Raw genomic sequence first — 21389 nt, forward strand, 5'->3', positions numbered from 1 at the left:
CCCCTGCGGGGCGTCGAAGCTGTGCCCTTTGCTTTTGTCCTCTGCCAACGCCTTACAGGAATTTGCATGTCGTTCGTTCAAGCCAACCTGATCCATTTACTGGCCGCCCTATGGTTCGTCGTCTGCTGGGGTGGCTATACCCGCTACGCCAGTTGGAAGGGCAGGGACACCGCGTGCCTGGCCAGTGTCCTGCACCTGTATCGCGAGGACTGGATGCGCCGCATGCTGCTGCGGGACAACCGCATCGCCGATGCCAGCGTGATCGGTAACCTGGAGCGCAATGCCTCGTTCTTCGCATCCAGCACCTTGATCATCCTGGCGGGCATCCTCACCGTGCTGGGCGCCTCGGAGCGTGCAGTGTCGCTGTTGGCGGACATCCCCATGGTCCAGCAGGCGTCCCAGGGCATGTCGGAAATCAAGCTGCTGTGCCTGGCACTGGTGTTCGTCTATGCCTTCTTTACCTTCAGCTGGTGCATGCGCCAGTACAACTTTGCCGCAGTGCTGGTGGGGTCGGCGCCAATGATTGGCGAGCGTCATGTTTCCGAGCAGGAGCGCAAGGCTTTTGCATCGCGAGCGGCGCGGGTAATTTCCATGGCGGCCAACCAGTTCAACTTCGGATTGCGTTCCTATTACTTCGGCATGACCATGCTGGCCTGGTTCGTCAGCCCCTGGTTATTCATGCTGATGAGCGCGGGTGTGGTGTTTGTCCTGTATCGGCGGGAGTTCCACTCCGATGTACTTGAGGTCATGGTCTATACACCGACAGAACAACCTGTGGTCGATAGCCCCAAAGATGCAGCCTGAGCGGTGATGGCTGATCGATTGAACGGTTGAAAGGAGTTGGCCAATGAGCAGTTCGCGTGCCCTGAAGTACCTGTGCCTGGGGGTCTTCCTGTTATCGGGCTGCAGGGCGCAAACCCTGTATCTGAATGGCGAAGCCCAGGGCAGGGTGGTAGATGCATTGAGCGGCATGCCGATCGCCGGGGCCAAGGGCGCCTTGTGTGGTGCACAGTTCCTGACGGCCGATGACGGGAGCTTCAAGGTCGAAGCGGCAACTGACTGGGAATGGGTCATGCTGCTGGCCGGGCGTTCGCCGCAGGACATCCCGCACCCTTGTTTCATGAGTATCGCGGCAGCGGATTACCAGACCCGCCAATGGCTGGCGCCGTTTACCGCCCACTATGACTTTCCCATCAGGTTGCTGCCCATTTCCAGCCCCTTGCACTATGCACTGGAGCCCTCAGGCAATGAATCGGCGCCAGGGCAACCGTTGCAGGCAGAGCCCCGCCAGGACGAATTGTTCCTGGGGGCAGGCGGCTGATCTTCAACGCTTAGTTGCTTGCCCGGCAACTAAGCACTGTTGTATTGAGCGACTGTTTTACGAGCAGGAAAAAGCCCGCACTTGGCGGGCTTTGTTCTTTGTTGCGCTAAAACCGACTTAGTTGGTTTTAGGAGCTGCTTCCTTGGCGCTTTCTTCAGCAGCGGCCTTGTTGGATTCAGCCTGATCTTTGGCTGCTTCGGCGTTTTCTTTTGCCGCGTCGTTCACTTTATCCTGAGCTTCGTTCATTTTCTGTTGGGCTTGCTCAGCATGTTGATTGGCATCTTGAGCTTTGTCCTCGGATTTTTTGTCGCAGGCGGCCAGACCGAGGGAGGCGGTCAGCATCAGGGCAATAGCTAAAGTCTTACGCATGGGGTGTTTCTCCTTAGTGAAGATATCTACTGGCCTTTCGATCATGGCCTTGTGATTTAAGTTCCTTGAGACTCACAGATATATTAAGTCCTCATTTCATGGAACTTTTGCCTGCTTCATTCAACGCACATTCCCGACAATAAAAAGAGATAAATCCCATGGCGCAAAACCCTATTACTGAGCGTGCGGCGCGCTTTCTTTCCGCCTTGCGCCACTGCCAGGTGCTGGGCATCCGGGTACATAGCGCCTCTGAAGAGGGCCTGACCCTGACCTTGCCCTACAGTCCGCAGATTGTCGGCGACCCGCAAACCGGGATCATTCACGGCGGTGCCTTGACCACGCTGATGGACAGCGCCTGTGGCATGGCCACGCTTTGCGTGCTGCCGGAGTTCGAGGTGTGTCCGACCCTGGACCTGCGCATAGACTATATGCATCCGGCGGTCCCTCATCATGACGTGCACGGCTTTGCCCAGTGTTACCGGGTCACCACCGATGTGATCTTTACCCGCGGCTTTGCCTATCAGGATGATCCCGAGCGCCCCGTGGCTCATGTAGTCGGCACGTTCATGCGCATGGGCCGGGGGCTCAAGGGCAGCCGCGGGCTTGCCAGCTCGATCAAGGGGGAGCGGGCATGAGCACGGACCTTCGAGCACTCCTGGAGCAGGCTCGCCAGCAGGGCGATTACACCGCGTTGCTGGAGCAGATCCCCTACGCGAAGCTGATTGGCATCGAGTGCACGCAACTGGGAGATGAACTGCTGTTTCGCCTGCCGGCCAACAAGGACAATATCGGCAACCCTCTGCTTCCAGCCCTGCACGGTGGAGTGATCGCCGGTTTCATGGAACTGGCGGCCGCCTTGCATTTGCTGATTCTCACCGGCTCGCCCGGGGTGCCGAAAATCATCGACTTTTCCCTCGACTACCTGCGCGCCGGGCAGTTTCGCGACACCTTTGCCCGCTGCCAGGTGTGCCGGCAGGGCAGGAGGGTGGCCAATGTCGCCATCACCGCCTGGCAGAGCACTGCCGAGGAGTCGATTGCCACCGCTCGCGCACATTTCAAGATCGAAGAGAGCACCGGCCCTTGAAATCCAGCGAGCGACCCCCACTTTCATGTCATCCCGCCGCTCTCCGCTCCCGGAGCGCGGCCAATGCCATCTGATTGGAGTTTGATGACCATGAGTGTGGAAACTCAAAAGGAAACCCTGGGCTTCCAGACCGAGGTAAAGCAACTGCTGCACCTCATGATCCATTCGCTGTATTCCAACAAGGAAATCTTCCTTCGCGAATTGATCTCGAACGCCTCTGACGCCGTCGACAAATTGCGCTTCGAAGCCCTGTCCAAGCCCGAGTTGCTGGAAGGTGGCGCCGAACTGAAAATCCGTGTGAGCTTCGACAAGGACGCGAAAACCGTCACCCTCGAAGACAACGGTATCGGCATGAGCCGAGAAGATGTGATCACCCACCTGGGGACCATCGCCAAATCCGGCACCGCCGATTTCATGAAGAACCTCACTGGCGACCAGAAGAAGGATTCGCACCTGATCGGTCAGTTCGGTGTCGGCTTCTACTCCGCCTTTATCGTGGCCGACCAGGTTGAAGTGTTCAGCCGCCGTGCCGGCCTGCCTGCCAGCGAAGGCGTGCACTGGTCTTCCAAGGGCGAGGGCGAGTTTGAAGTTGCGACCATCGACAAGGCCGAGCGCGGTACCCGCATCGTCCTGCACCTGAAATCCGGTGAAGACGAGTTCGCCGATGGCTGGCGCCTGCGCAACATCATCAAGAAGTATTCCGACCACATCGCGCTGCCGATCGAGCTGCCCAAAGAAGCCGCTGCCGCTGAAGGCGAAGAGAAACCTGCGCTGGAGTGGGAAACCGTCAACCGCGCCAGTGCCCTGTGGACCCGTCCGCGTACCGAGATCAAGGACGAGGAATACCAGGAGTTCTACAAGCACATCGCCCATGACTTCGAAAACCCGCTGAGCTGGAGCCACAACAAGGTCGAAGGCAAGCTGGAGTACAGCTCGCTGCTCTACGTCCCGGCTCGCGCGCCGTTCGACCTGTACCAGCGTGAAGCGCCCAAGGGCCTCAAGCTCTACGTGCAGCGCGTGTTCGTCATGGACCAGGCCGAGTCGTTCCTGCCGCTGTACCTGCGCTTCATCAAGGGCGTGGTGGATTCCAACGACCTGTCGCTGAACGTCTCGCGGGAAATCCTGCAGAAAGACCCGATCATCGACTCGATGAAGTCGGCGTTGACCAAGCGTGTCCTCGACATGCTGGAGAAACTGGCGAAGAACGAGCCCGAGCAATACAAGGGCTTCTGGAAGAACTTCGGCCAGGTGATGAAGGAAGGCCCGGCCGAAGACTTCGCCAACAAGGAGAAGATCGCCGGCCTGTTGCGCTTCGCCTCTACCCAGGGCGACGATGGCGAGCAGAATGTCTCCTTGGCCGACTACCTGGCTCGCGCCAAGGAAGGCCAGGACAAGATCTACTTCCTCACCGGCGAATCCTACGCCCAGGTGAAGAACAGCCCGCACCTGGAAGTCTTCCGCAAGAAAGGCATCGAAGTGCTGCTGCTCACCGACCGTATCGACGAGTGGCTGATGAGCTACCTCAACGAGTTCGACGGCAAGAGCTTTGTCGACGTGGCGCGCGGTGACCTGGACCTGGGCAACCTCGACTCCGAAGAGGACAAGAAGGCTGCCGAGGAAGTCGCCAAGACCAAGGAAGGCCTGGTTGAGCGGATCAAGACCGCCCTGGGCGAGAGCGTCAGCGAAGTGCGGGTTTCCCACCGCCTGACCGACTCGCCGGCGATCCTGGCCATTGGCGAGCAGGACCTGGGGCTGCAAATGCGTCAGATCCTTGAAGCCAGCGGGCAGAAGGTTCCGGATTCCAAGCCGATCTTCGAGTTCAACCCGACTCACCCGCTGATCGAGAAACTCGATGGCGAGCAGAGCGAAGAGCGCTTTGGCGACCTGTCGCACATTCTCTTCGATCAGGCGGCCCTGGCGGCCGGTGACAGCTTGAAGGATCCGGCGGCCTATGTGCGCCGGCTGAACAAGCTGCTGGTGGAGCTGTCGGTTTAACCACGTTGCAAGAAAAACCCGCTTCGGCGGGTTTTTTCATTCTGGTGTCCCCCTACTGGAGAAGATGAGTCATGAGTCAAATCACAGTGCGTTCCGTGGTCTATCAGATCGATGGCCAGCCCTATGAAGGCCGCCTGGCCTTCGATGCCGCCCATAAAGCTGCGCGCCCGGGGTTGCTGATGGCGCCGAACTGGATGGGTGTCAGCGCCGGAGCGGAGAAGATCGCCGAGGCGGTGGCGGCCAAGGGTTATGTGGTGCTGATCGCCGATCTGTATGGCCAGTCGCTGCGCCCCGGCGATGCGAGCCAGGCCGGTGCGGCGATGATGCCGCTCAAGGATGATCGCGCTCTATTGCGCAAGCGCATGCAGGCGGCCTTTGCGGCCTTGCAGAGCCAGGGTGAAGCAGCAGTGGACACCTCCAGGCTGGCCACCTTCGGCTTCTGCTTTGGCGGCTGCTGCGCCCTGGAACTGGCCCGCAGTGGCGCGCCAGTGAAGGCGGCGGTGTCGTTCCACGGCACCCTGGACACCCCCAACCCTGCCGATGCCAACAATATCAAGGGCTCGGTACTGGTGCTGCACGGCGCGGCGGACCCGTTCGTGGCCAAGGAGCAACTGCCGGCCTTCGAAGCGGAAATGGACGCCGCGGGAGTGGACTGGCAACTGGTCAGCTACGGTGGCGCGGTGCATTCCTTCACCGACACCCACGCCAACCTGCCGGGCAAGATGATGTACGACGCCAAGACCTCGGCCCGTGCCTTCGCCACCATGCATTACCTGTTGGACGAAGTCTTTAGCGGCTGACCCACCGACCCTGATCCCGTAGGAGCTGGCTTGCCAGCGAAGGCGTCAGTGAGAGCAACGCCAGACTCACGGGCCTGTTCGCCGGCAAACCGGCCCCTACCGATCAGTGGCGGGAGGGCGGCAATTCGATGCGCTCGCTTTCTCCCGGCACTTGCGGCCAGTCCCCGGCGGCCCAGCGTTTGCGAGCTTGATCGATCAACAGTGGATCGCTGGCGACGAAGTTCCAGTTGATCCGCCGCGGGCCGTCCAGGGCGGCGCCGCCGATCAGCACCGCGTGGCAATCGCTCTCGGCGAACAGCGTGGCGTTCTCCCCCTCTGGCAATACCACCAGCGAGTGCACGGGCAATGGCTCGCCGTCCAGTTGTGCCTCGCCGTCCAGGACATACAGCGCGCGCTGTTGATGCTCGGTGGGAATCAGCAGGCTGGTGGCGGTCTGCAGCCGCAGCTCGGCATACAGGGTGGGGGAGAGCACCGGCACCGGCGACTGCAGGCAGAAACCGCTGCCGGCAATCATCCGAATGCTTACCCCCAGATTGTCGCTCACTGGCAGGCTGCTGGCCGGGTGATGGCTGTAGTGCCCCGGGCCCTGCTCCTGTTCTTTGGGCGAGGCCAGCCAGACCTGCAGGCCGTGCATGGCAAACCCCTGGGCCTGCAAGGGCGCTGGCGTGCGCTCGACATGGGCGATGGCGCTGCCGGCGGTCATCCAGCTGACGTCCCCGGCGCCCACGATCTGGTCGGAGCCCAGGCTGTCCTTGTGCTGGATCTGCCCGTCGAACAGGTAGGTCAGGGTGGACAGGCCGATATGCGGATGCTGGCGGATATTCATGCCCTTGCCCGGCGGGTAGCGGGTTTCCAGCATGTGGTCGAAGAACACGAAAGGCCCGACACTGCGGCACTGGGCCGAAGGCAGGGGGCGCAGGATGGGTTGGCCTTCAACGTCCTCGGCACGGGGACGGATCACGAGGGGAGAGTTCATGGCGGATTCCAGGCTGATCGGGTTATGCCCGGGAGCATAACCCGCTTGTGCCCGCCTTGCCGCTACTGGCTGAAGGCGCCTTCGGAGAGGTGGGTTTCGATGCTGACTTCGCTGGTGGTCATCAGCTTGTGGATCGGGCAACGGTCGGCCACCCGGTGCAGCTCATCACGCTGGGCATCGGTGAGCACGCCCTTGAGGGTCAGTTTCACATGCAGGGCGTACTTGCCTTTCTGCTCTTCGCTGTTGTCGTGCTTGATCTCCACCGTGACCCCGGTCAGCGGGATGTTCTTCTTCTGCGCGTAGAGCTTGAGGGTCAGGGCCTTGCAGGCGCCCAGGGCGGCATCGAAGTAGTCATGGGGCTCGGGGGCGGTGCCTTCGCCACCAGCGGACTTGGGCAGGTCGGTGAACAACTGATGATCGTCGACCTGGATGCTGTGGCGGAAACCTTCGCTGGACTCGGTATTGACGGTGATGGTCATGGCAAACCTCAGGCAGTGATGAATAAGGATCAGGCTATAAGGGTGCTGAAGTTATAGAGCATATTGAAGCGCGGGCGTTCCCCTTTTTCTGAACCTGCGGCTCGGGGTCGCGGTCTATTCTGCTTCGATCCATGGGAGGCGGCCCGGTGCACTGGAACCCCGTTCAAGCAAGCTGTTTGTGGGCGCTGCTCATGCTGCCGCTGGTGGTGGCCCAGGCGCGTGACTATGTGTACAGCGACGCGCACCTGCATTACGTGGACTTCTTCCAGGAAACCGAGGGCATGGAAGCCTTGCTCAAGGCCATGGACGACAACCGCATCGAGCAGGTGATGATTGCCGGGATTCCGGTGGCCAAGAAATGGCACGAGGATGAGCCCAAACGCCCGCGCTATTACGCCGGGGACGATGCTGCGGCCTACTGGTACAGCGCCACCGATGTGCTGGTGGCCGCCGCGGTGAAAAAGCTGCCGGCCGAGCAGCGCCGGCGCTTTCATCCGTTCCTTTCGGGGTTCAACCCCAACGACAAGAATTCCGCGGCGCATATCCAGCGCATGCTCGATCTCGACCCGGGGCTGTGGCAGGGCATCGGCGAGGTCTTCACCCGGCACGACGATCTCACCGCGCTGACCGCCGGCGACACGCCGCGGGCCAATAACGAGGCGATGACCAAGGTCTATCACCTGGCGGCCGAGAACGACCTGCCGGTCATGCTGCACGCCAATATCACCTCCAAGCGCGAGCGCAATCCGTTGTACCTGGCGGAAATCGAAGAGCCGCTGCGCAATCACCCCCATACACGTTTTATCTGGGCCCATGCCGGCACCAGTGCCGAGATCCATCGTCACCAGACCCGGCTGGAGTTCTTGCTGCCGACCCTGGCGCGGCTGCTGGAGAGCTACCCCAACCTGTACATCGACCTGTCCTGGAGCCTGCTCACGCCCTATTTGCTGGATAAGCAGGGCAACCCTGACCCGGCCTGGCTGCAGCTGGTGGAGCGCTTCCCGGAGCGCTTCATGCTGGGCTCGGACGTGGTTGGGCGCTTCAACAAACTGGGGAGCGAGCTGCGGGGGTTCGATGGCTTTCTTGACGCCTTGCCGCAGGCGGTGGCACGCAAGGTGGCCCATGACAATTTCCTCGCCATCCTTCCCGCCAACCATCGTCCCTAGCAGGCGCCAGACTGTCATCAGCCTGTCATGCCTGCTTCATAAGCTCGCGCCATCTCAATCAAGGAGCGCGATATGCACCTCACTCGTTTAAGCGCACTGGCGGCGCTGATGATCTTCAGTGGCCTGGCCAGCGCCGAAGTCCGTGTCGAAGGGCCGGTGGAATACGGCGTGTTCGAAGGGCCCAAGGCCGAGCTGCAATCGGGGGAGCGGGTACTGCGCCGCAGCAACGAGAAGATCCAGCAGACGTCCGTGGTGCCCGCCAGGCTGGGGACCAAGTTCGGCATGCGTTACCAGTTGCTGGGCAAGGTGGCCGAAGATCAGCCCCTGACTCTTCTTTACCTGACGCCGGGCATCCGTACGCCGGACGGGGTACGCCATGACAAGTTCGAAATCACTCAGAAACTGGTGCCCAACGCTCCCCAGGATGTAATGGCCTACGAGTTCACCGAAAGCCATGAAGTGGTCCCGGGCGAGTGGCGTTTCATGGTCTTCCAGGGCGACCGATTGTTGGCAGAACAGCGATTTTCTGTGCGCTGAATCGTTTTACGCCCAAGTATTGGAGTGCTAGGGCGTTTTGATATCACGTTTTTGTCTTACGCAATTTTCCAATGGCCCGATACCGTCTAAGAGCACCCTGCTGCAAGTTCTTGCAGCGCTCTAGGAAGGAGCCAGAGGAATGAGTCTTAGAAGTCTGAACATTGCGCTACGGGCGAGCCTGGGTTTCGGCTTGCTGGCGCTGATGGTGTTTGCCCTGGGGGCATTCGCCTTGATGCAGATGGGCAATATGCGCCAGCAGTCCGATGAAGTGGAAAGCAATTGGCTGCCCAGCGTGATGTCCGTAGGGGAAATGAACCAGGACCTGCTGCGCATTCGCGCCCTGACCCTGCGGCTGTTGATTAATCGCGACCCGCAGGCAATCACCCAGAACGAAAACAAGATCAACGAGATCAAGAGTGTCCTGGGGGTTGCCCAGAGCCGCTACGAATCCTTGATCCTCCTGCCTCAGGAGCGGGTCCTGTTCGACCGCTTCAAGACTATCGAGAAGCAGTATCTGCAACGCCAGGAGCGGGTCATGCAGCTCTCCAGCCAGAACCAGCTGGAGGAAGCGGTCAAGGTGGTCAATGGCGAAATGAACCAGCTGGCCGATGAGATGGCCGCGACCCTGCACGAGCTGGTGGAGTTGAACAAGCAAAGCGCGACCCATGCCACCGATCTGGCCCAGGCGGTGTTCAGCAAGTCGCGGGTATGGGTGATCGGCATGATCGCCCTGTCGGCGCTGGTGACCATCGGCCTGGCCCTGTTGTTGACCCGTAGCATCGTCCTGCCTCTGGCGCAGTCGTTGAATGTGGCTGAAGTGGTGGCCGGCGGCGATCTGACCGGCACTATCACGGTGACCGGCAGGGACGAGCCGGCGCGCCTGCTGCACGCGCTCAAGGCCATGCAGCACAGCCTGCGGGAAACCATCCGGCGCATCTCCGATTCATCCAGCCAGCTGGCCTCGGCCTCGGAAGAACTCAGTTGTGTCACCGAGGATGCGACCCGTGGCCTGCATCAGCAGAGCCTGGAGATCGAACAGGCGGCCACGGCGGTAAACCAGATGACCGCAGCGGTGGAGGAGGTGGCCAGTAACGCAGTGGCCACGTCCGAAGCCTCGCGGGAGTCCGACCGCATCGCCCAGCACGGGCGCGAGCAGGTGCACCAGACGGTGCTCTCGATCGAGTCGCTGGCTCAGGACGTGACGGCCAATGCCAGCCAGGTGGAGGATCTGGCGCAGAAGGTCTATGGCATCAGCAAGGTGCTGGAGGTGATCCGTTCCATTGCCGAGCAGACCAACCTGCTGGCGTTGAACGCGGCCATCGAGGCGGCACGGGCTGGTGATGCGGGACGCGGGTTTGCAGTGGTGGCCGATGAAGTCCGGGCCCTGGCTCATCGGACCCAGCAGTCGACCCAGGAAATCGAGCAGATGATCGGCGGTATCCAGAAGGGTACCGACCAGGCCGTCAGTTCCATGCAGCAGAGCAACAGCCGCGCCCATTCGACCCTGGAGGTGGCCAAGGCGGCAGGACAGGCGCTGGAGGAAATCGCATCGGCCTTCACCCAGATCAATGAGCGCAACATCGTCATTGCCAGCGCCTCGGAGCAGCAGGCGGCAGTGGCGCGGGAGGTGGACCGCAACCTGATGAACATCCGCGACCTGGCCTTGCAGACCTCCGCCGGGGCCAATCAGACCAGTGCGGCCAGCCAGGAGTTGTCGCGCCTGGCGGTGGACCTGAACAGCATGGTGGCGCGTTTCTCGGTCTGAGCCTTCTGGCGGGCGAAAAAAAGCCCCGAACCGGTCGGGGCTTTTTCATTCGGCGAAGCGGCGGGGCTTACTTGCCCTGCCAGCGCTTCAGGACCAGGGTGGCGTTGGTGCCACCGAAGCCGAAGCTGTTGCTCATCACGGTGTTGATGGTGGCGTCTTCGCGGGTCTTGGTCAGGATCGGCATATCGGCCACTTCCGGATCCAGCTCGTCGATGTTGGCCGAACCGGCCATGAAGTTGCCTTCCATCATCAGCATGCAGTAGATCGCTTCATGAACGCCGGCAGCGCCCAGGGAGTGACCCGACAGGCTCTTGGTGGAGCTGATGGCCGGGGCCTTGTCGCCGAACACTTCACGCACGCCCTTCATTTCCGCGACGTCGCCGACCGGGGTTGAGGTGCCGTGGGTGTTCAGGTAGTCGATAGGGGTGTCGACGGTGGACATGGCCATTTCCATGCAGCGGATTGCACCTTCGCCGCTTGGAGCCACCATGTCGTAGCCATCGGAAGTGGCGCCGTAGCCGACGATTTCCGCGTAGATCTTGGCACCACGGGCCTGAGCGTGTTCCAGCTCCTCGACCACTACCATGCCGCCACCGCCGGCGATGACGAAACCGTCACGCTTGGCGTCGTAGGCGCGGGAGGCCTTTTCCGGGGTTTCGTTGTACTGGGTGGACAGGGCACCCATGGCGTCGAACAGGAACGACTGGGTCCAATGCTCTTCTTCACCGCCACCGGCGAAGACGATGTCCTGCTTGCCCATCTGGATCTGTTCCATGGCGGTACCGATGCAGTGAGCACTGGTGGCGCAGGCAGAAGCGATGGAGTAGTTCAGGCCCTTGATCTTGAACGGGGTGGCCAGGCAGGCGGAAACGGTGCTGCTCATGGTCCGCGTAACGCGGTATGGGCCAACGCGCTTGACGCCTTTCTCGCGCAGGATGTCCAGCGCTTCCATCTGGTTCAGGGTCGAGGCGCCGCCGGAGCCGGCGATCAGGCCGGTGCGCGGGTTGGACACTTGTTCTTCGCTCAGGCCGGAGTCGGCGATGGCGTCTTTCATGGCCAGGTAGGCGTAAGCCGCCGCGTGGCCGACGAAGCGATAGATCTTGCGGTCGATCAGCTCTTCGAGGTTCAGGTCAATGGAGCCGGAAACCTGGCTACGCAGACCCATTTCGGCATATTCCGGGTTGAAGCGGATGCCAGGGCGACTTGCACGCAGGTTAGCGGAGACGGTCTCTTTGTCATTGCCCAGGCACGAAACAATGCCAAGACCTGTGATAACGACGCGGCGCATGCGGATAACCCTTAGAAGTTGTCAGTTGAAGTAAACACGCCGACCCGGAGGCCCTCGGCGGTATAGATTTCGCGGCCGTCAACGCTGACCGAACCATCGGCGATGGCCATGTTCAGCTTGCCCTTGAGCACGCGCTTGATGTGAATGTTATAGGTAACTTTCTTGGCGGTCGGCAGGACCTGGCCGAAGAATTTCACTTCCCCCGAACCCAGGGCGCGACCGCGGCCCGGCAAGCCCTGCCAGCCGAGGAAGAAACCCACCAGTTGCCACATGGCATCCAGGCCCAGGCAACCTGGCATCACCGGGTCGCCTTCGAAGTGGCAAGCGAAGAACCACAGGTCTGGAGTGATATCCAGCTCAGCGACCAACTCACCTTTACCGTACTTGCCACCCTCTTCGCTGATATGGGTGATGCGATCCACCATCAGCATGTTGGGGGCGGGCAGTTGCGCGTTACCTGGGCCGAACAGCTCACCGCGACTGCAGCGCAGCAGGTCTTCCCGAGTAAAGGCGTTTTGTTTGGTCATGCGAGCTCCTCAATAGTCCCGTGCGGCAGGGTTGGGCAAATCTTCCCGGCCGATCGAAGCGTTCATGCCTCGAGCCGGCAGCCTACTCATAGACTATTGCGTTGTAGTGAAAGTCACAGCACAAAGGGCATGAATGTACACTTGTGCACTGAAATTTTTTTTGAGGGGCTTTTCAGGGCCCCGTCGGGTGCCTAAGACTGCCGCACTTTCGCCCATGACGCCAGTCGTAGCTGTTGGAAAATAGCCGGTTATTGCACCCAACGTTGGAGAATTTGCTGCAGATCCGCGCGCTTGAAAGGCTTGGCCAGGTAGTCATTCATGCCCGCTGCAAGGCAGGCCTCACGGTCGCCCTGCAAGGCGTTGGCGGTCAGGGCGATGATCGGTAAATCGGCACAGCCGGGCAGTTGGCGGATCTGCCGGGTGGCTTCATAGCCGTCGACCAGCGGCAGTCGGCAATCCATCAGAATCGCCTCGAAGATCAGGCTTTCGGCACTGCGAACCGCCTGGGCGCCATCGGTGACGATGCTCACGGTGAACCCCAGGCTGCGCAGCATGGCCTGGATCACGGTCTGGTTCACCGGGTTGTCTTCCACCAGCAGCACGTTGCGGCCTTCACCGGAGTGCTGATTGCTGCTCACCCGCGGGGCCAGTACCGGCAGGCTCTGCTGGAACAGCGCCAGGGGGATTTCCAGGGTGAACACCGAGCCTCGGCCTTCCTCGCTCTGGGCCCGCAGGGTGCCACCCATGCGCTCGGCCAGGGTGCGGGCGATGGGCAGGCCCAGGCCAGTGCCGCCATAGCGACGGGAAATCGAACTGTCGGCCTGCTGGAAGGCGTCGAACATCAGCTCCAGGCTGGCCGGGCTGATGCCGATACCGCTGTCGCGCACTGCGCAGGTGAACCACAGCAGTTCGTGATCCAGGGCCTGCCACTGGGGCTCGATGGTGATGCTGCCCTGTTCGGTGAATTTCAGAGCGTTGCCGATCAGGTTGACCAGGATCTGCCGGATTCGCGTCGGGTCGCCCTTGACCTGCAGCGACTCCATGCCCGGCGGCAGCCGCAGTTGCAAGTCCAGGCCGCGTTGCAGGGCGCTGTGCTGGAAGGCCTGGGCCGAGCTGGTGATCAGTTCGGCAAGGTTGAACGGGATGTGCTCCAGTTCCAGGGCCGAGCGTTCGATGCGGGAGAAGTCGAGGATGTCGTTGATCACCTTCAGCAGGTGTTCGGTGGATTCCGACGCCAGCGCCGCGTACTCGCTCTGTTCCTGGGTCATCTGGGTGGTTTCCAGCAGTTGCAGCATGCCCAGCACACCGTTCATCGGTGTGCGCAGCTCGTGGCTCATCATCGCCAGGAAATCCGACTTGGCCTTGTTCGCCCGTTCCGCCTCTTCCCGGGTCTGGATCAACTGGGACATGGCCTGGTGCTGCTCGCGGCTGGCCAGTTCCAGGCCGGCGGCGAGGTTGTTGATGTGCCGGGCCAGGTTGCCCAGCTCGCCATCGTCGACGATCGGCAGCGGGGTCTTGAAATCCCCTTCCTGGATGGCCTTCACCGCATCGCCCATGGCGCGGATCGGCTGTGCCAGGCCGGCCGCCAGGCGCCGGGCCAGGAGAAAGGTGAAGAGCAGGGCGAACAGCGCGAGGATGGCGGCCTTGAGGAGGATTTCCTGCTGGCGCTGGCTGAAGGCGTCGTTGGACATGCCGACGATCACCCGGCCCAGGTAGCCATCGCCCTGGGCGGCCACGCTGGCCGGGTCGTTTTGCAGAAAGTCGTTGTGCACCTGGATGCGCTGCAGGCGTACCGGGGCCTGGAATACCTTGATCTGCTGCGCGTGGTTGTGGCTGGCCGAGGGCTGTTCCACGTACACCAGGATGTTGTTGGCGCTGTCCTGCACTTCCAGGAAGTGCACATGAGGTGTGGCCAGGGTTGCCTGCAGCAGGCTCTCCAGGCCCTCGTTGTTGCCGGAGATCACCCCGTACTCGGTGGCTGGCGCCAGTTGATTGGCGATCAGTTGCCCGGTGTGGTTGAGCTCCTGGCGCAAGTCCTGGATACGCACGAAGGTAAAGAAGCTGATCAGCAGCAGGGTCAGGAGCAGGGCCGGGCCCAGGCTGATGAGCTGAGTGCGGGTCTGGATATCCCATCGGCGACGCAATGTCATGGGTGCTTCTCTCCTTCACTCAACTGGCGCGCAACGGCCTGCGGGTCGATTTCCTCGATGCCCAGCGAGCGTGCCACCTGTGGGTTGCTCAGTACTTTGAAAGCCGTCGGGTATAGCGCGCGGGGCCAGCGGGCCGGCGGTTGGTCGAGCAGGCTGTCCAGGGTCTGCAGCCAGTCCTGCTGGTCGCTGTAGGTGCTGGCCAGGCTGCCGGCCCGGACGAAGCCGGCATTGGGGCCGATCAGTGCCTGTTGCCGGGCGTAGCTGCTCAGTAGCAGGTTCTTCACGGTTTTCGGGTTGTATAGCTTCGGATCATCCAGGCCCAGCAGCACTTCGCTGTTGCGCAGCAGGTTCTGCAGCGGGCGGCTGTCGCTGGTGCTGTCCCAGGGTTCGGCGATGATCTCCATGTCCAGGGTTTGCGCGGCCAGGTGCAGTTCCTTGAGCAGGAACCGGCTGTCGGCGCTGTACAGCACCCCCACCCGGCGCACCTGGGGCACAACACTGCGGATCAGGCGCAACTGGCGCTCCAGGGGCGGGTCGCTCCACAACAGGCTCAACCGTGGATGAGGGCTTTGCGCCAGGCGCTGTTGGGCCTGCAGGCGGCTGATGCGCATGACCAGGGTTGGCGGGCCCAAGGGATCTTGCAGGCGCCAGTCGAGGCTTTGCGGGTCCAGCAGGATCAGGCGCGTGCTGCCGGGCAGTTGGCCCGGCGGCGGCAGTTGGGCCAGGGGGACGAAGCGCACCTGGTCACGGGGGCGCTGGGCGGCGAGTTCTTCGGTGAAAGTGCGCACGCTGCTGTTGTCGTCGCTGGCGGTGAGCAGCACATCGGCCGCCCACAACGGGCTGCCCAGCAGCATGCCCAGTACCAGCAGGCACAGGCACAGGCGACGATGTATGCGCAGGGCCTGCCAGGGCCGACGGTGGCCCATGTCAGAACTCGAGCTCCGCGCTGAAGTAGACCACGTGGCGCGAGTCGTAGAGATTGTCGGCGAAGGTGGTGGGCTGGTGGTCGAGCCGTTGCTGCAGGGTGCCGGCCAGTTCCAGGCTGGTCTTGCTGCCCAGGGCCAGGCGCTTGGCGATGCGGGTGTCGACCCGTTCGAAACGGTAGCCGTTGAGGGCGCTGTCGCCATAGTAGAAGAGCGCGCTGGACCAGCCCTGGCCCCAATTGCGCAGCCAGCCGGCGGAGCCGCTGTTGCTGGCGGTCAGGCGCTGGTCCAGGCGGTTGCTGGCCTGGGCATGGACGTAGGCGTAGGTCAGGCGCAGGCGGTCGGCGCGGCTCAGTTGCCAGTCCAGCTGGCTCTCGGTACCGGCGAAGCGCGAGGCGTTGCTGTTGCTGGCGATGTACTGGTTGTTGCGCAGCGGCTCGCTGATCATCCCGGTGATTTCGTCATAGAACAGCTTGATGTCGAGGTTCAGCGCCTGGTCGACGAAGTAACCGTTGTAGCCCAGTTCCCGGGAACGCATGTGCTCCTGGTCGAGGTCGCCGGGGCCACGGGTCTTGACGAAGTACTGGGCGCTGTTCTGGCCGTAGACCGGGGTGCTCAGGCCGGTGACCCGGTAGCTCCAGTTGACGTTGTTCTCGAACATGTCCGGGGAGCGGATGGCTTCCGAATACACCGCCCGCAAGCCGTGGCGCGGGTTGATCAGGTAGTTGACCGCGATCCTCGGGGTCAGGGAGTTGCCGGTCAGCTGGGTGTCTTCGTACATAGCCCCGCCCTGGATCAGCCAATGTTCGCTGGCCCGCCATTCCAGCTGGCCGAACAGGCGCCAGGTGGTGTCGTCGAGGGTGCCGTTGAAGTAGGTTTCGGAGTCGGCCCGGTCGTAACGATAGTTCATGCCGCTGACCAGCCGCAGGTTGTCGCCGAGGCTCAGGGTGTCCTGCAACTCCAGGTCGTAGCGGGTTTCCCGAGAGCTCTGGTCGATGTTGCCGCAGACGGTATTCTTGCCGCCGCCGGTTTTCCATTGGTCGATGACCTGGTTGGCCAATGCCTGTTCCGTCGGGGTTCCACTGGGCGCCGCGCTTAAATAATCGGGCATGTGGCGCGCCAGGCGCTCGGCGTAGTTCGGGTTGAGTTGCCACAGGCGTGTCAGCTCGGGGCTGAAGGAAATTGCCGCGTCGCAGGCACGCCAGGTCTGCTGGCGGTCCCAGTGCTGGGCCGAGCCCTGGATATAAAGGCTGTGCTGTGGATTGAGCTCCAGGTTCCAGCGCAGTGACCCGGCGTAATCCTTGGCCACCACATCGGAGTTGTTGCCTTGCTGGGTTACCCCGTGGAACACCGGCAGATAGGTATAGGGCCGCTGGTTGGTGCCTTCCTTGGCATTCAACTGCCAGTCGATGCTTTGCTGTTCATTGAGCATCTGGCTCACGGAGAGACTGAAGCGGTTCAAGCGCTTGCTGTCGCGGTAGTCGGCCCCCAGGCGATTCTTGTCGAAGCCATCATCTTCCTGCCCCGACAGCGACAGGCGCAGGTCGCCGGTTTCCCAGCCGGTACCCTGGCTGGCATACCAGTCGCTGATGCCGCGCTGGCCCCGGGTCAGCTTGACCCGCGTGCCATGGCTGTTGGCCGGGGCGCGGGTGATGATGTTGACCACTGCCATCAGCGCATTGGCGCCGTAGCTGACGGTATTGGGGCCGCGAAACACCTCGATGCGCTCGATGTCTTCCATGGCCACCGGGATATCGCTCCAGTCCACTGTCGCCAGGCCGGCGCGATACACCGAACGCCCGTCGATCAGCACTTGCATGCGCCGGGCTTCGCTGGCGTTGGTGCCGTGGTAGTTGACCGTGGCCTGGTTGCCGCTGATGGCGCCGACCATCATCCCCGGCACCAGGCGCAGCAGTTCGCTGATGTCCCGGGCGCCGCTGGCCTTGATCAGCTCGTTGTCGAGCACCGTCATGCTGCCGGGAACCGCGGCAGGGGACTGTTTCAGGCGGGTGGCGGTGAGGACTTCGGGCAGGGCGGTGCCGTCCAGGAACAGATCGTCGGCCAGCACCGAGTGGCCGAACAGCATGCCCAGCAGCAGCGATAGACGAAGAGGTGAGGGGCCAGCGGACACGACACAGCCTTGAATCTTGATGGAAGGCGCGCATGTTAACCGAGAAAGTCGAGTTTTCCAGTCGATAAGCCCGACATTCCCCGAATGACTCCACGTGTTCCCGACAGGTTGCCTGAATGGCCCCTGGGGCTGGTGGTGAGAAAACCGCCCCGTATAATGCCGCCATCGCCACTGCTATGGATTAACGGATTGCATATGACACAACAGCGCCCTATTGCGGTCCTGGGAGGCGGAAGTTTTGGTACCGCCGTGGCCAATCTGCTGGCCGAGAACGGCCACCGGGTGCGGCAGTGGATGCGCGACCCCGAGCAGGCCGAGGCCATTCGGGTCAACCGCGAGAATCCGCGCTATCTCAAGGGCATCAAGATTCATCCGGCGGTGGAGCCGGTCACCGACCTGCTGGCCACCCTCACTGACAGTGACCTGTGCTTTGTCGCCTTGCCCTCCAGCGCCCTGCGCTCGGTGCTGGCGCCCCACGCCGAGCTGCTCCGCGGCAAGCTGCTGGTCAGCCTGACCAAGGGCATCGAGGCCCAGACCTTCAAGCTGATGAGCGAGATTCTCCAGGACATCGCCCCGCAAGCGCGCATCGGCGTACTTTCCGGCCCCAACCTGGCTCGGGAAGTGGCCGAGCACGCCCTGACCGCCACCGTGGTCGCCAGTGAAGACGAAGAGCTCTGTCAGCGGGTCCAGGCCGCGCTGCATGGCCGCACCTTCCGCGTCTATGCCAGTGCCGACCGCTTCGGCGTGGAACTGGGCGGGGCGCTGAAGAACGTCTACGCGATCATCGCCGGCATGGCGGTGGCCCTGGGCATGGGGGAAAACACCAAGAGCATGCTGATTACCCGGGCGCTGGCGGAAATGACCCGCTTTGCCGTGAGCCAGGGCGCCAACCCCATGACCTTCCTCGGCCTGGCCGGGGTCGGCGACCTGATCGTCACCTGTTCCTCGCCCAAGAGCCGCAACTACCAAGTGGGCTTTGCCCTGGGCCAGGGCCTGAGCCTGGAAGAGGCGGTGACCCGCCTGGGTGAGGTGGCGGAGGGCGTCAACACCCTCAAAGTGCTCAAGGTCAAGGCTCAGGAGCTGGGGGTCTACATGCCGCTGGTGGCCGGCCTGCACGCGATCCTGTTCGAAGGGCGTACGCTGAACCAGGTAATCGAGCTCTTGATGCGCGGCGAGCCGAAAACCGACGTCGACTTTATCTCCACCAGCGGATTCAACTGAGCAGCACAGGAGCCAGACATGAACGATACGAATTCCGAAGCCAAATACGAGTCCATCCTCCTGCGGGTGCTGTGGATGCTGATATTCGTGCTGGTGTGGCAGGTGGCGCAATTTCTCCTGGGCGCGCTGGTGCTGGTGCAGTTGATCTATCGCCTGATCTACGGCGCGCCGAATGCCGGCCTGATGAACTTCGGCGATAGCCTGAGCCAGTTCCTGGCGCAGATCGGTCGGTTCGGCAGCTTCCATACCGAACAGAAACCCTGGCCGTTCGCCGATTGGCCCGCTCCCCGGGCGCCTGAAGGCGAGGCCCCCCATAGCGTGCCGCCAGCGCCTCACCCGGTGCGTGACGAGGAGCCCAAGCTGTGAAGCTGTGGGTGCTGCGTCACGGCCAGGCCGAGTCCCATGCGCCGACCGATGCCCAGCGCAACCTCACGGCCCACGGTCGCGAGGAAGTGCTGGGCAGCGCCGCGCACCTGATCGGCCAGCCCATCGCCGCGATCCTCGTCAGCCCTTATGTACGTGCCCAGCAGACCGCACAGCTGGTGCGCGAGGCCCTGGGGTTCGAAGGCGAGATCCGCACCGTGCCCTGGCTCACCCCCGAGGCCAACCCGCTGCAAGTGCTGGAGCAACTGGACAGTGCCGACAACCTGCTGCTGGTCAGCCATCAACCCCTGGTGGGCAACCTGATCGGCCTGTTGCAGCACGGCCACCTGCGTGATCCGCAGCCGATGAACACCGCCAGCCTGGCGGAGCTCGAAGGCGACTGGCCCCTGGCGGGGTTGATGACCTTGAATGCCGTGACACACCCTTGATGGACGCGGCGGCCGGGCATGCCCGGGCCGCCGTTGTTGCCTCGAACCCACCGATCCCCGGTTGCGATCCGCTACATTTCTTAACTTGCAGCGCTCCTTTGTGCGTGGAATAGTCCACCAAGCAAGTGCTTGGTTGGTGTCACGAACAGAATAAGAACAAAGGAGCGAGTCATGTCTGCTGCTTTTCGTTTGCCCCTGCAAGTGTTCTACGAGCGCGAGGCTCGTCATCCCCAGCAGCGCTTTCTGGTCCAGCCCAGTGCCGGCGGGCAGGTGCAGGAACTGAGCTGGTTCGAGGTGGGCCAGCAGGCCCGGCGTGCCGCCCAATGGCTGCGCGAGCGCCAGCTGCCTCCCGGCAGCCACATTGCAATCATTGGCAAGAACTCCGCGCACTGGGTCATCGCCGACCTGGCGATCTGGATCGCCGGGCATGTCTCGGTGCCGCTGTATCCCAATCTCACGGCCGAGTCGGTAGCCCAGGTGCTGGAGCATTCCGAGTCGGCCCTGGCCTTTATCGGCAAGCTGGACGACTGGCCGCAAATGGCGCTCGGGATCAAGGCCGGGCTGCCCACCATCCGCTTGCCCCTGGCCCCCGAAGGCCCTTTCGATTTCAGTTGGGAAGACCTGCAGCGCTGTCCGCCGATCGAGGATAGCCCGAGCCCTGCGGCCGATCAGCTGGCCACCATCATTTATACGTCCGGTACCACTGGGCTGCCCAAGGGCGTAATGCACAGTTTCGGCAACCTGGGCTTTGCCGCCAGCCATGGTGTGCAGATGTTCGGCCTGGGCCCCGAGGACCGGCTGCTGTCCTACCTGCCCCTGTGCCACGTGGCCGAGCGCATGTTTGTCGAGATGGCGGCGATCTATACCGGGCAGACGGTGTTCTTTGCCGAAAGCCTGGATACCTTCCTCGCCGACCTGCAGCGAGCCCGGCCCACCGCGCTGTTTGGCGTACCGCGGATCTGGACCAAGTTCCAGATGGGGGTCTACAGCAAGGTGCCGGCCAAGCGCCTGGATTTTCTCCTGGGCCTGCCCTTCATCGGCAAGCGTGTCGGCCACAAGGTGCTGAGCGGGCTCGGGCTGGACGCGCTGCGGGTGGCGCTGTCGGGCGCGGCACCGGTGCCCCAGACCCTGTTGCACTGGTATCGACGCCTGGGGCTGGACGTGCTGGAGGTGTACGGCATGACCGAGAGCTGCGGCTATTCCCATATCGGCCGCTCCGGTGAGCATGTGCCCGGCTGGATTGGCCGGCCCTGCCCGGAAGTCGAGGTGCGCATCGACGAGGCGGGGGAGGTCCAGGTGCGCAGCGGAGCCACTATGCAGGGCTATTTCAAGGACCCGCAGAAGACCGCCGAAACCGTCACCGAGGATGGTTTCCTGCGTACCGGCGACAAGGGGGAGCAGGATGCCGCCGGCAACCTGCGCCTGACCGGCCGGCTCAAGGAGATCTTCAAGACCAGCAAGGGCAAGTACGTGGCCCCGGCGCCCATCGAGAACCTCCTGGCGGTGCATGCCCATATCGAGCAGGTATGCGTGGTGGGCGACGGGCTGATTGCCCCCCTGGGCCTGTGCGTGCTTTCGGCTGCGGGCGTGCAGGCCGCCGCCGGCAGTGCCCGGGAAGGCTTGCACAGCAGCCTGGAAAGCCTGCTGGCCCAGGTCAATGGCAGCCTGGACAAGCACGAGCGGCTGCATCGGCTGGTGGTGGTCAAGGACAGTTGGGCGGTGGAAAACGGCTTTCTTACCCCAACCCTGAAGATCAAGCGCAATGTGATCGAAGCCACCTATGGCGGCAGTTTTCAAGCCTGGAGCGAGCGCAGCGAAGCCGTGCTGTGGCAGGATTGACCGACA

The 21389-nt window shown here is 62.5% G+C and carries 21 protein-coding genes; 13 read left to right on the plus strand and 8 right to left on the minus strand.

Going from position 1 to position 21389, the window contains the following annotated elements:
• Window positions 1-66 precede the first annotated feature (66 nt).
• Window positions 67-804 carry a DUF599 family protein gene (locus KCG88_RS28275; protein ID WP_011060056.1) on the plus strand — a complete coding sequence of 246 codons (738 nt, stop codon included), beginning with the start codon at window positions 67-69 and terminating at the stop codon, window positions 802-804.
• Window positions 805-847: 43 nt separating this feature from the next.
• On the plus strand, window positions 848-1321 hold the full coding sequence (locus KCG88_RS28280; protein WP_210713597.1) for a hypothetical protein: 474 nt from the start codon (window positions 848-850) through the stop codon (window positions 1319-1321).
• 117 nt (window positions 1322-1438) lie between these two features.
• On the opposite strand, the gene KCG88_RS28285 is transcribed toward KCG88_RS28280, so the two are convergent.
• Complete coding sequence (locus tag KCG88_RS28285) at window positions 1439-1690, minus strand: hypothetical protein (protein ID WP_011060058.1); 252 nt, start codon at window positions 1688-1690, stop codon at window positions 1439-1441.
• 158 nt (window positions 1691-1848) lie between these two features.
• Between KCG88_RS28285 and KCG88_RS28290 the strand changes: the two genes are divergently transcribed.
• From KCG88_RS28290 to KCG88_RS28305, 4 genes are all read left to right on the plus strand, one after another.
• Window positions 1849-2325 carry a PaaI family thioesterase gene (locus KCG88_RS28290; RefSeq protein WP_047284633.1) on the plus strand — a complete coding sequence of 159 codons (477 nt, stop codon included), beginning with the start codon at window positions 1849-1851 and terminating at the stop codon, window positions 2323-2325.
• Window positions 2322-2774 carry a PaaI family thioesterase gene (locus KCG88_RS28295; protein ID WP_015634670.1) on the plus strand — a complete coding sequence of 151 codons (453 nt, stop codon included), beginning with the start codon at window positions 2322-2324 and terminating at the stop codon, window positions 2772-2774. The genes KCG88_RS28290 and KCG88_RS28295 overlap by 4 nt, the downstream gene beginning before the upstream one ends.
• Window positions 2775-2864: 90 nt before the next feature.
• A complete protein-coding gene (htpG, locus tag KCG88_RS28300; protein ID WP_011060059.1) occupies window positions 2865-4769 on the plus strand; it encodes a molecular chaperone HtpG in 1905 nt (634 codons plus the stop codon).
• 71 nt (window positions 4770-4840) lie between these two features.
• Entirely contained in the window at window positions 4841-5569 is a 729-nt protein-coding gene (locus tag KCG88_RS28305; RefSeq protein ID WP_015634672.1) for a dienelactone hydrolase family protein, read from the plus strand.
• Between the two features lie 103 nt (window positions 5570-5672).
• On the opposite strand, the gene KCG88_RS28310 is transcribed toward KCG88_RS28305, so the two are convergent.
• Both KCG88_RS28310 and KCG88_RS28315 read right to left on the minus strand, forming a co-directional pair.
• Entirely contained in the window at window positions 5673-6545 is an 873-nt protein-coding gene (locus KCG88_RS28310; RefSeq protein ID WP_047336073.1) for a pirin family protein, read from the minus strand.
• Window positions 6546-6607: 62 nt separating this feature from the next.
• Window positions 6608-7024 (minus strand): OsmC family protein, encoded by a 417-nt coding sequence (locus KCG88_RS28315; protein WP_011060062.1) that lies wholly within the window; start codon window positions 7022-7024, stop codon window positions 6608-6610.
• A gap of 191 nt (window positions 7025-7215) precedes the next feature.
• On the opposite strand from KCG88_RS28315, the gene KCG88_RS28320 reads away from it, so the two are divergent.
• The 3 genes from KCG88_RS28320 to KCG88_RS28330 all read left to right on the plus strand — a co-directional run bounded on the left by KCG88_RS28320 (window position 7216) and on the right by KCG88_RS28330 (window position 10492).
• Window positions 7216-8190, plus strand: a complete 975-nt coding sequence (locus tag KCG88_RS28320) for an amidohydrolase family protein (protein WP_210713598.1) — start codon at window positions 7216-7218, stop codon at window positions 8188-8190.
• A 72-nt stretch (window positions 8191-8262) separates the two neighbouring features.
• Window positions 8263-8727: a DUF3859 domain-containing protein gene (locus KCG88_RS28325; protein ID WP_015634675.1), complete on the plus strand. Its 465-nt coding sequence runs from the start codon at window positions 8263-8265 to the stop codon at window positions 8725-8727.
• Between the two features lie 139 nt (window positions 8728-8866).
• Window positions 8867-10492 (plus strand): methyl-accepting chemotaxis protein, encoded by a 1626-nt coding sequence (locus KCG88_RS28330; RefSeq protein WP_047284642.1) that lies wholly within the window; start codon window positions 8867-8869, stop codon window positions 10490-10492.
• Window positions 10493-10559: 67 nt separating this feature from the next.
• On the opposite strand, the gene fabB is transcribed toward KCG88_RS28330, so the two are convergent.
• From fabB to KCG88_RS28355, 5 genes are all read right to left on the minus strand, one after another.
• Complete coding sequence (gene fabB, locus KCG88_RS28335) at window positions 10560-11780, minus strand: beta-ketoacyl-ACP synthase I (protein WP_210713599.1); 1221 nt, start codon at window positions 11778-11780, stop codon at window positions 10560-10562.
• 11 nt (window positions 11781-11791) lie between these two features.
• Window positions 11792-12307 (minus strand): 3-hydroxyacyl-[acyl-carrier-protein] dehydratase FabA, encoded by a 516-nt coding sequence (fabA, locus tag KCG88_RS28340; protein WP_011060067.1) that lies wholly within the window; start codon window positions 12305-12307, stop codon window positions 11792-11794.
• Between the two features lie 248 nt (window positions 12308-12555).
• Window positions 12556-14457: an ATP-binding protein gene (locus KCG88_RS28345; RefSeq protein WP_015634677.1), complete on the minus strand. Its 1902-nt coding sequence runs from the start codon at window positions 14455-14457 to the stop codon at window positions 12556-12558.
• Entirely contained in the window at window positions 14454-15383 is a 930-nt protein-coding gene (locus tag KCG88_RS28350) for an ABC transporter substrate-binding protein (protein WP_047336075.1), read from the minus strand. The genes KCG88_RS28345 and KCG88_RS28350 overlap by 4 nt, the downstream gene beginning before the upstream one ends.
• A 1-nt stretch (window position 15384) precedes the next feature.
• Window positions 15385-17511: a TonB-dependent receptor gene (locus KCG88_RS28355; RefSeq protein WP_210713600.1), complete on the minus strand. Its 2127-nt coding sequence runs from the start codon at window positions 17509-17511 to the stop codon at window positions 15385-15387.
• Window positions 17512-17706: 195 nt separating this feature from the next.
• Between KCG88_RS28355 and KCG88_RS28360 the strand changes: the two genes are divergently transcribed.
• From KCG88_RS28360 to KCG88_RS28375, 4 genes are all read left to right on the plus strand, one after another.
• The gene (locus KCG88_RS28360; protein WP_047284650.1) at window positions 17707-18732 is read left to right on the plus strand and encodes an NAD(P)H-dependent glycerol-3-phosphate dehydrogenase; all 1026 of its coding nucleotides are present in this window, start codon (window positions 17707-17709) and stop codon (window positions 18730-18732) included.
• An 18-nt stretch (window positions 18733-18750) separates the two neighbouring features.
• Window positions 18751-19098: a DUF4389 domain-containing protein gene (locus KCG88_RS28365; RefSeq protein ID WP_011060072.1), complete on the plus strand. Its 348-nt coding sequence runs from the start codon at window positions 18751-18753 to the stop codon at window positions 19096-19098.
• Window positions 19095-19544 (plus strand): phosphohistidine phosphatase SixA, encoded by a 450-nt coding sequence (gene sixA / locus KCG88_RS28370; RefSeq protein ID WP_093406499.1) that lies wholly within the window; start codon window positions 19095-19097, stop codon window positions 19542-19544. Before KCG88_RS28365 ends, sixA begins: the two co-directional genes overlap by 4 nt.
• 171 nt (window positions 19545-19715) lie before the next feature.
• Window positions 19716-21383 (plus strand): AMP-binding protein, encoded by a 1668-nt coding sequence (locus KCG88_RS28375; RefSeq protein ID WP_047284653.1) that lies wholly within the window; start codon window positions 19716-19718, stop codon window positions 21381-21383.
• Window positions 21384-21389 lie beyond the last annotated feature (6 nt).

Source organism: Pseudomonas sp. MWU349, from assembly GCF_017947325.1.
Taxonomy (GTDB): Bacteria; Pseudomonadota; Gammaproteobacteria; order Pseudomonadales; family Pseudomonadaceae; genus Aquipseudomonas; species Aquipseudomonas protegens.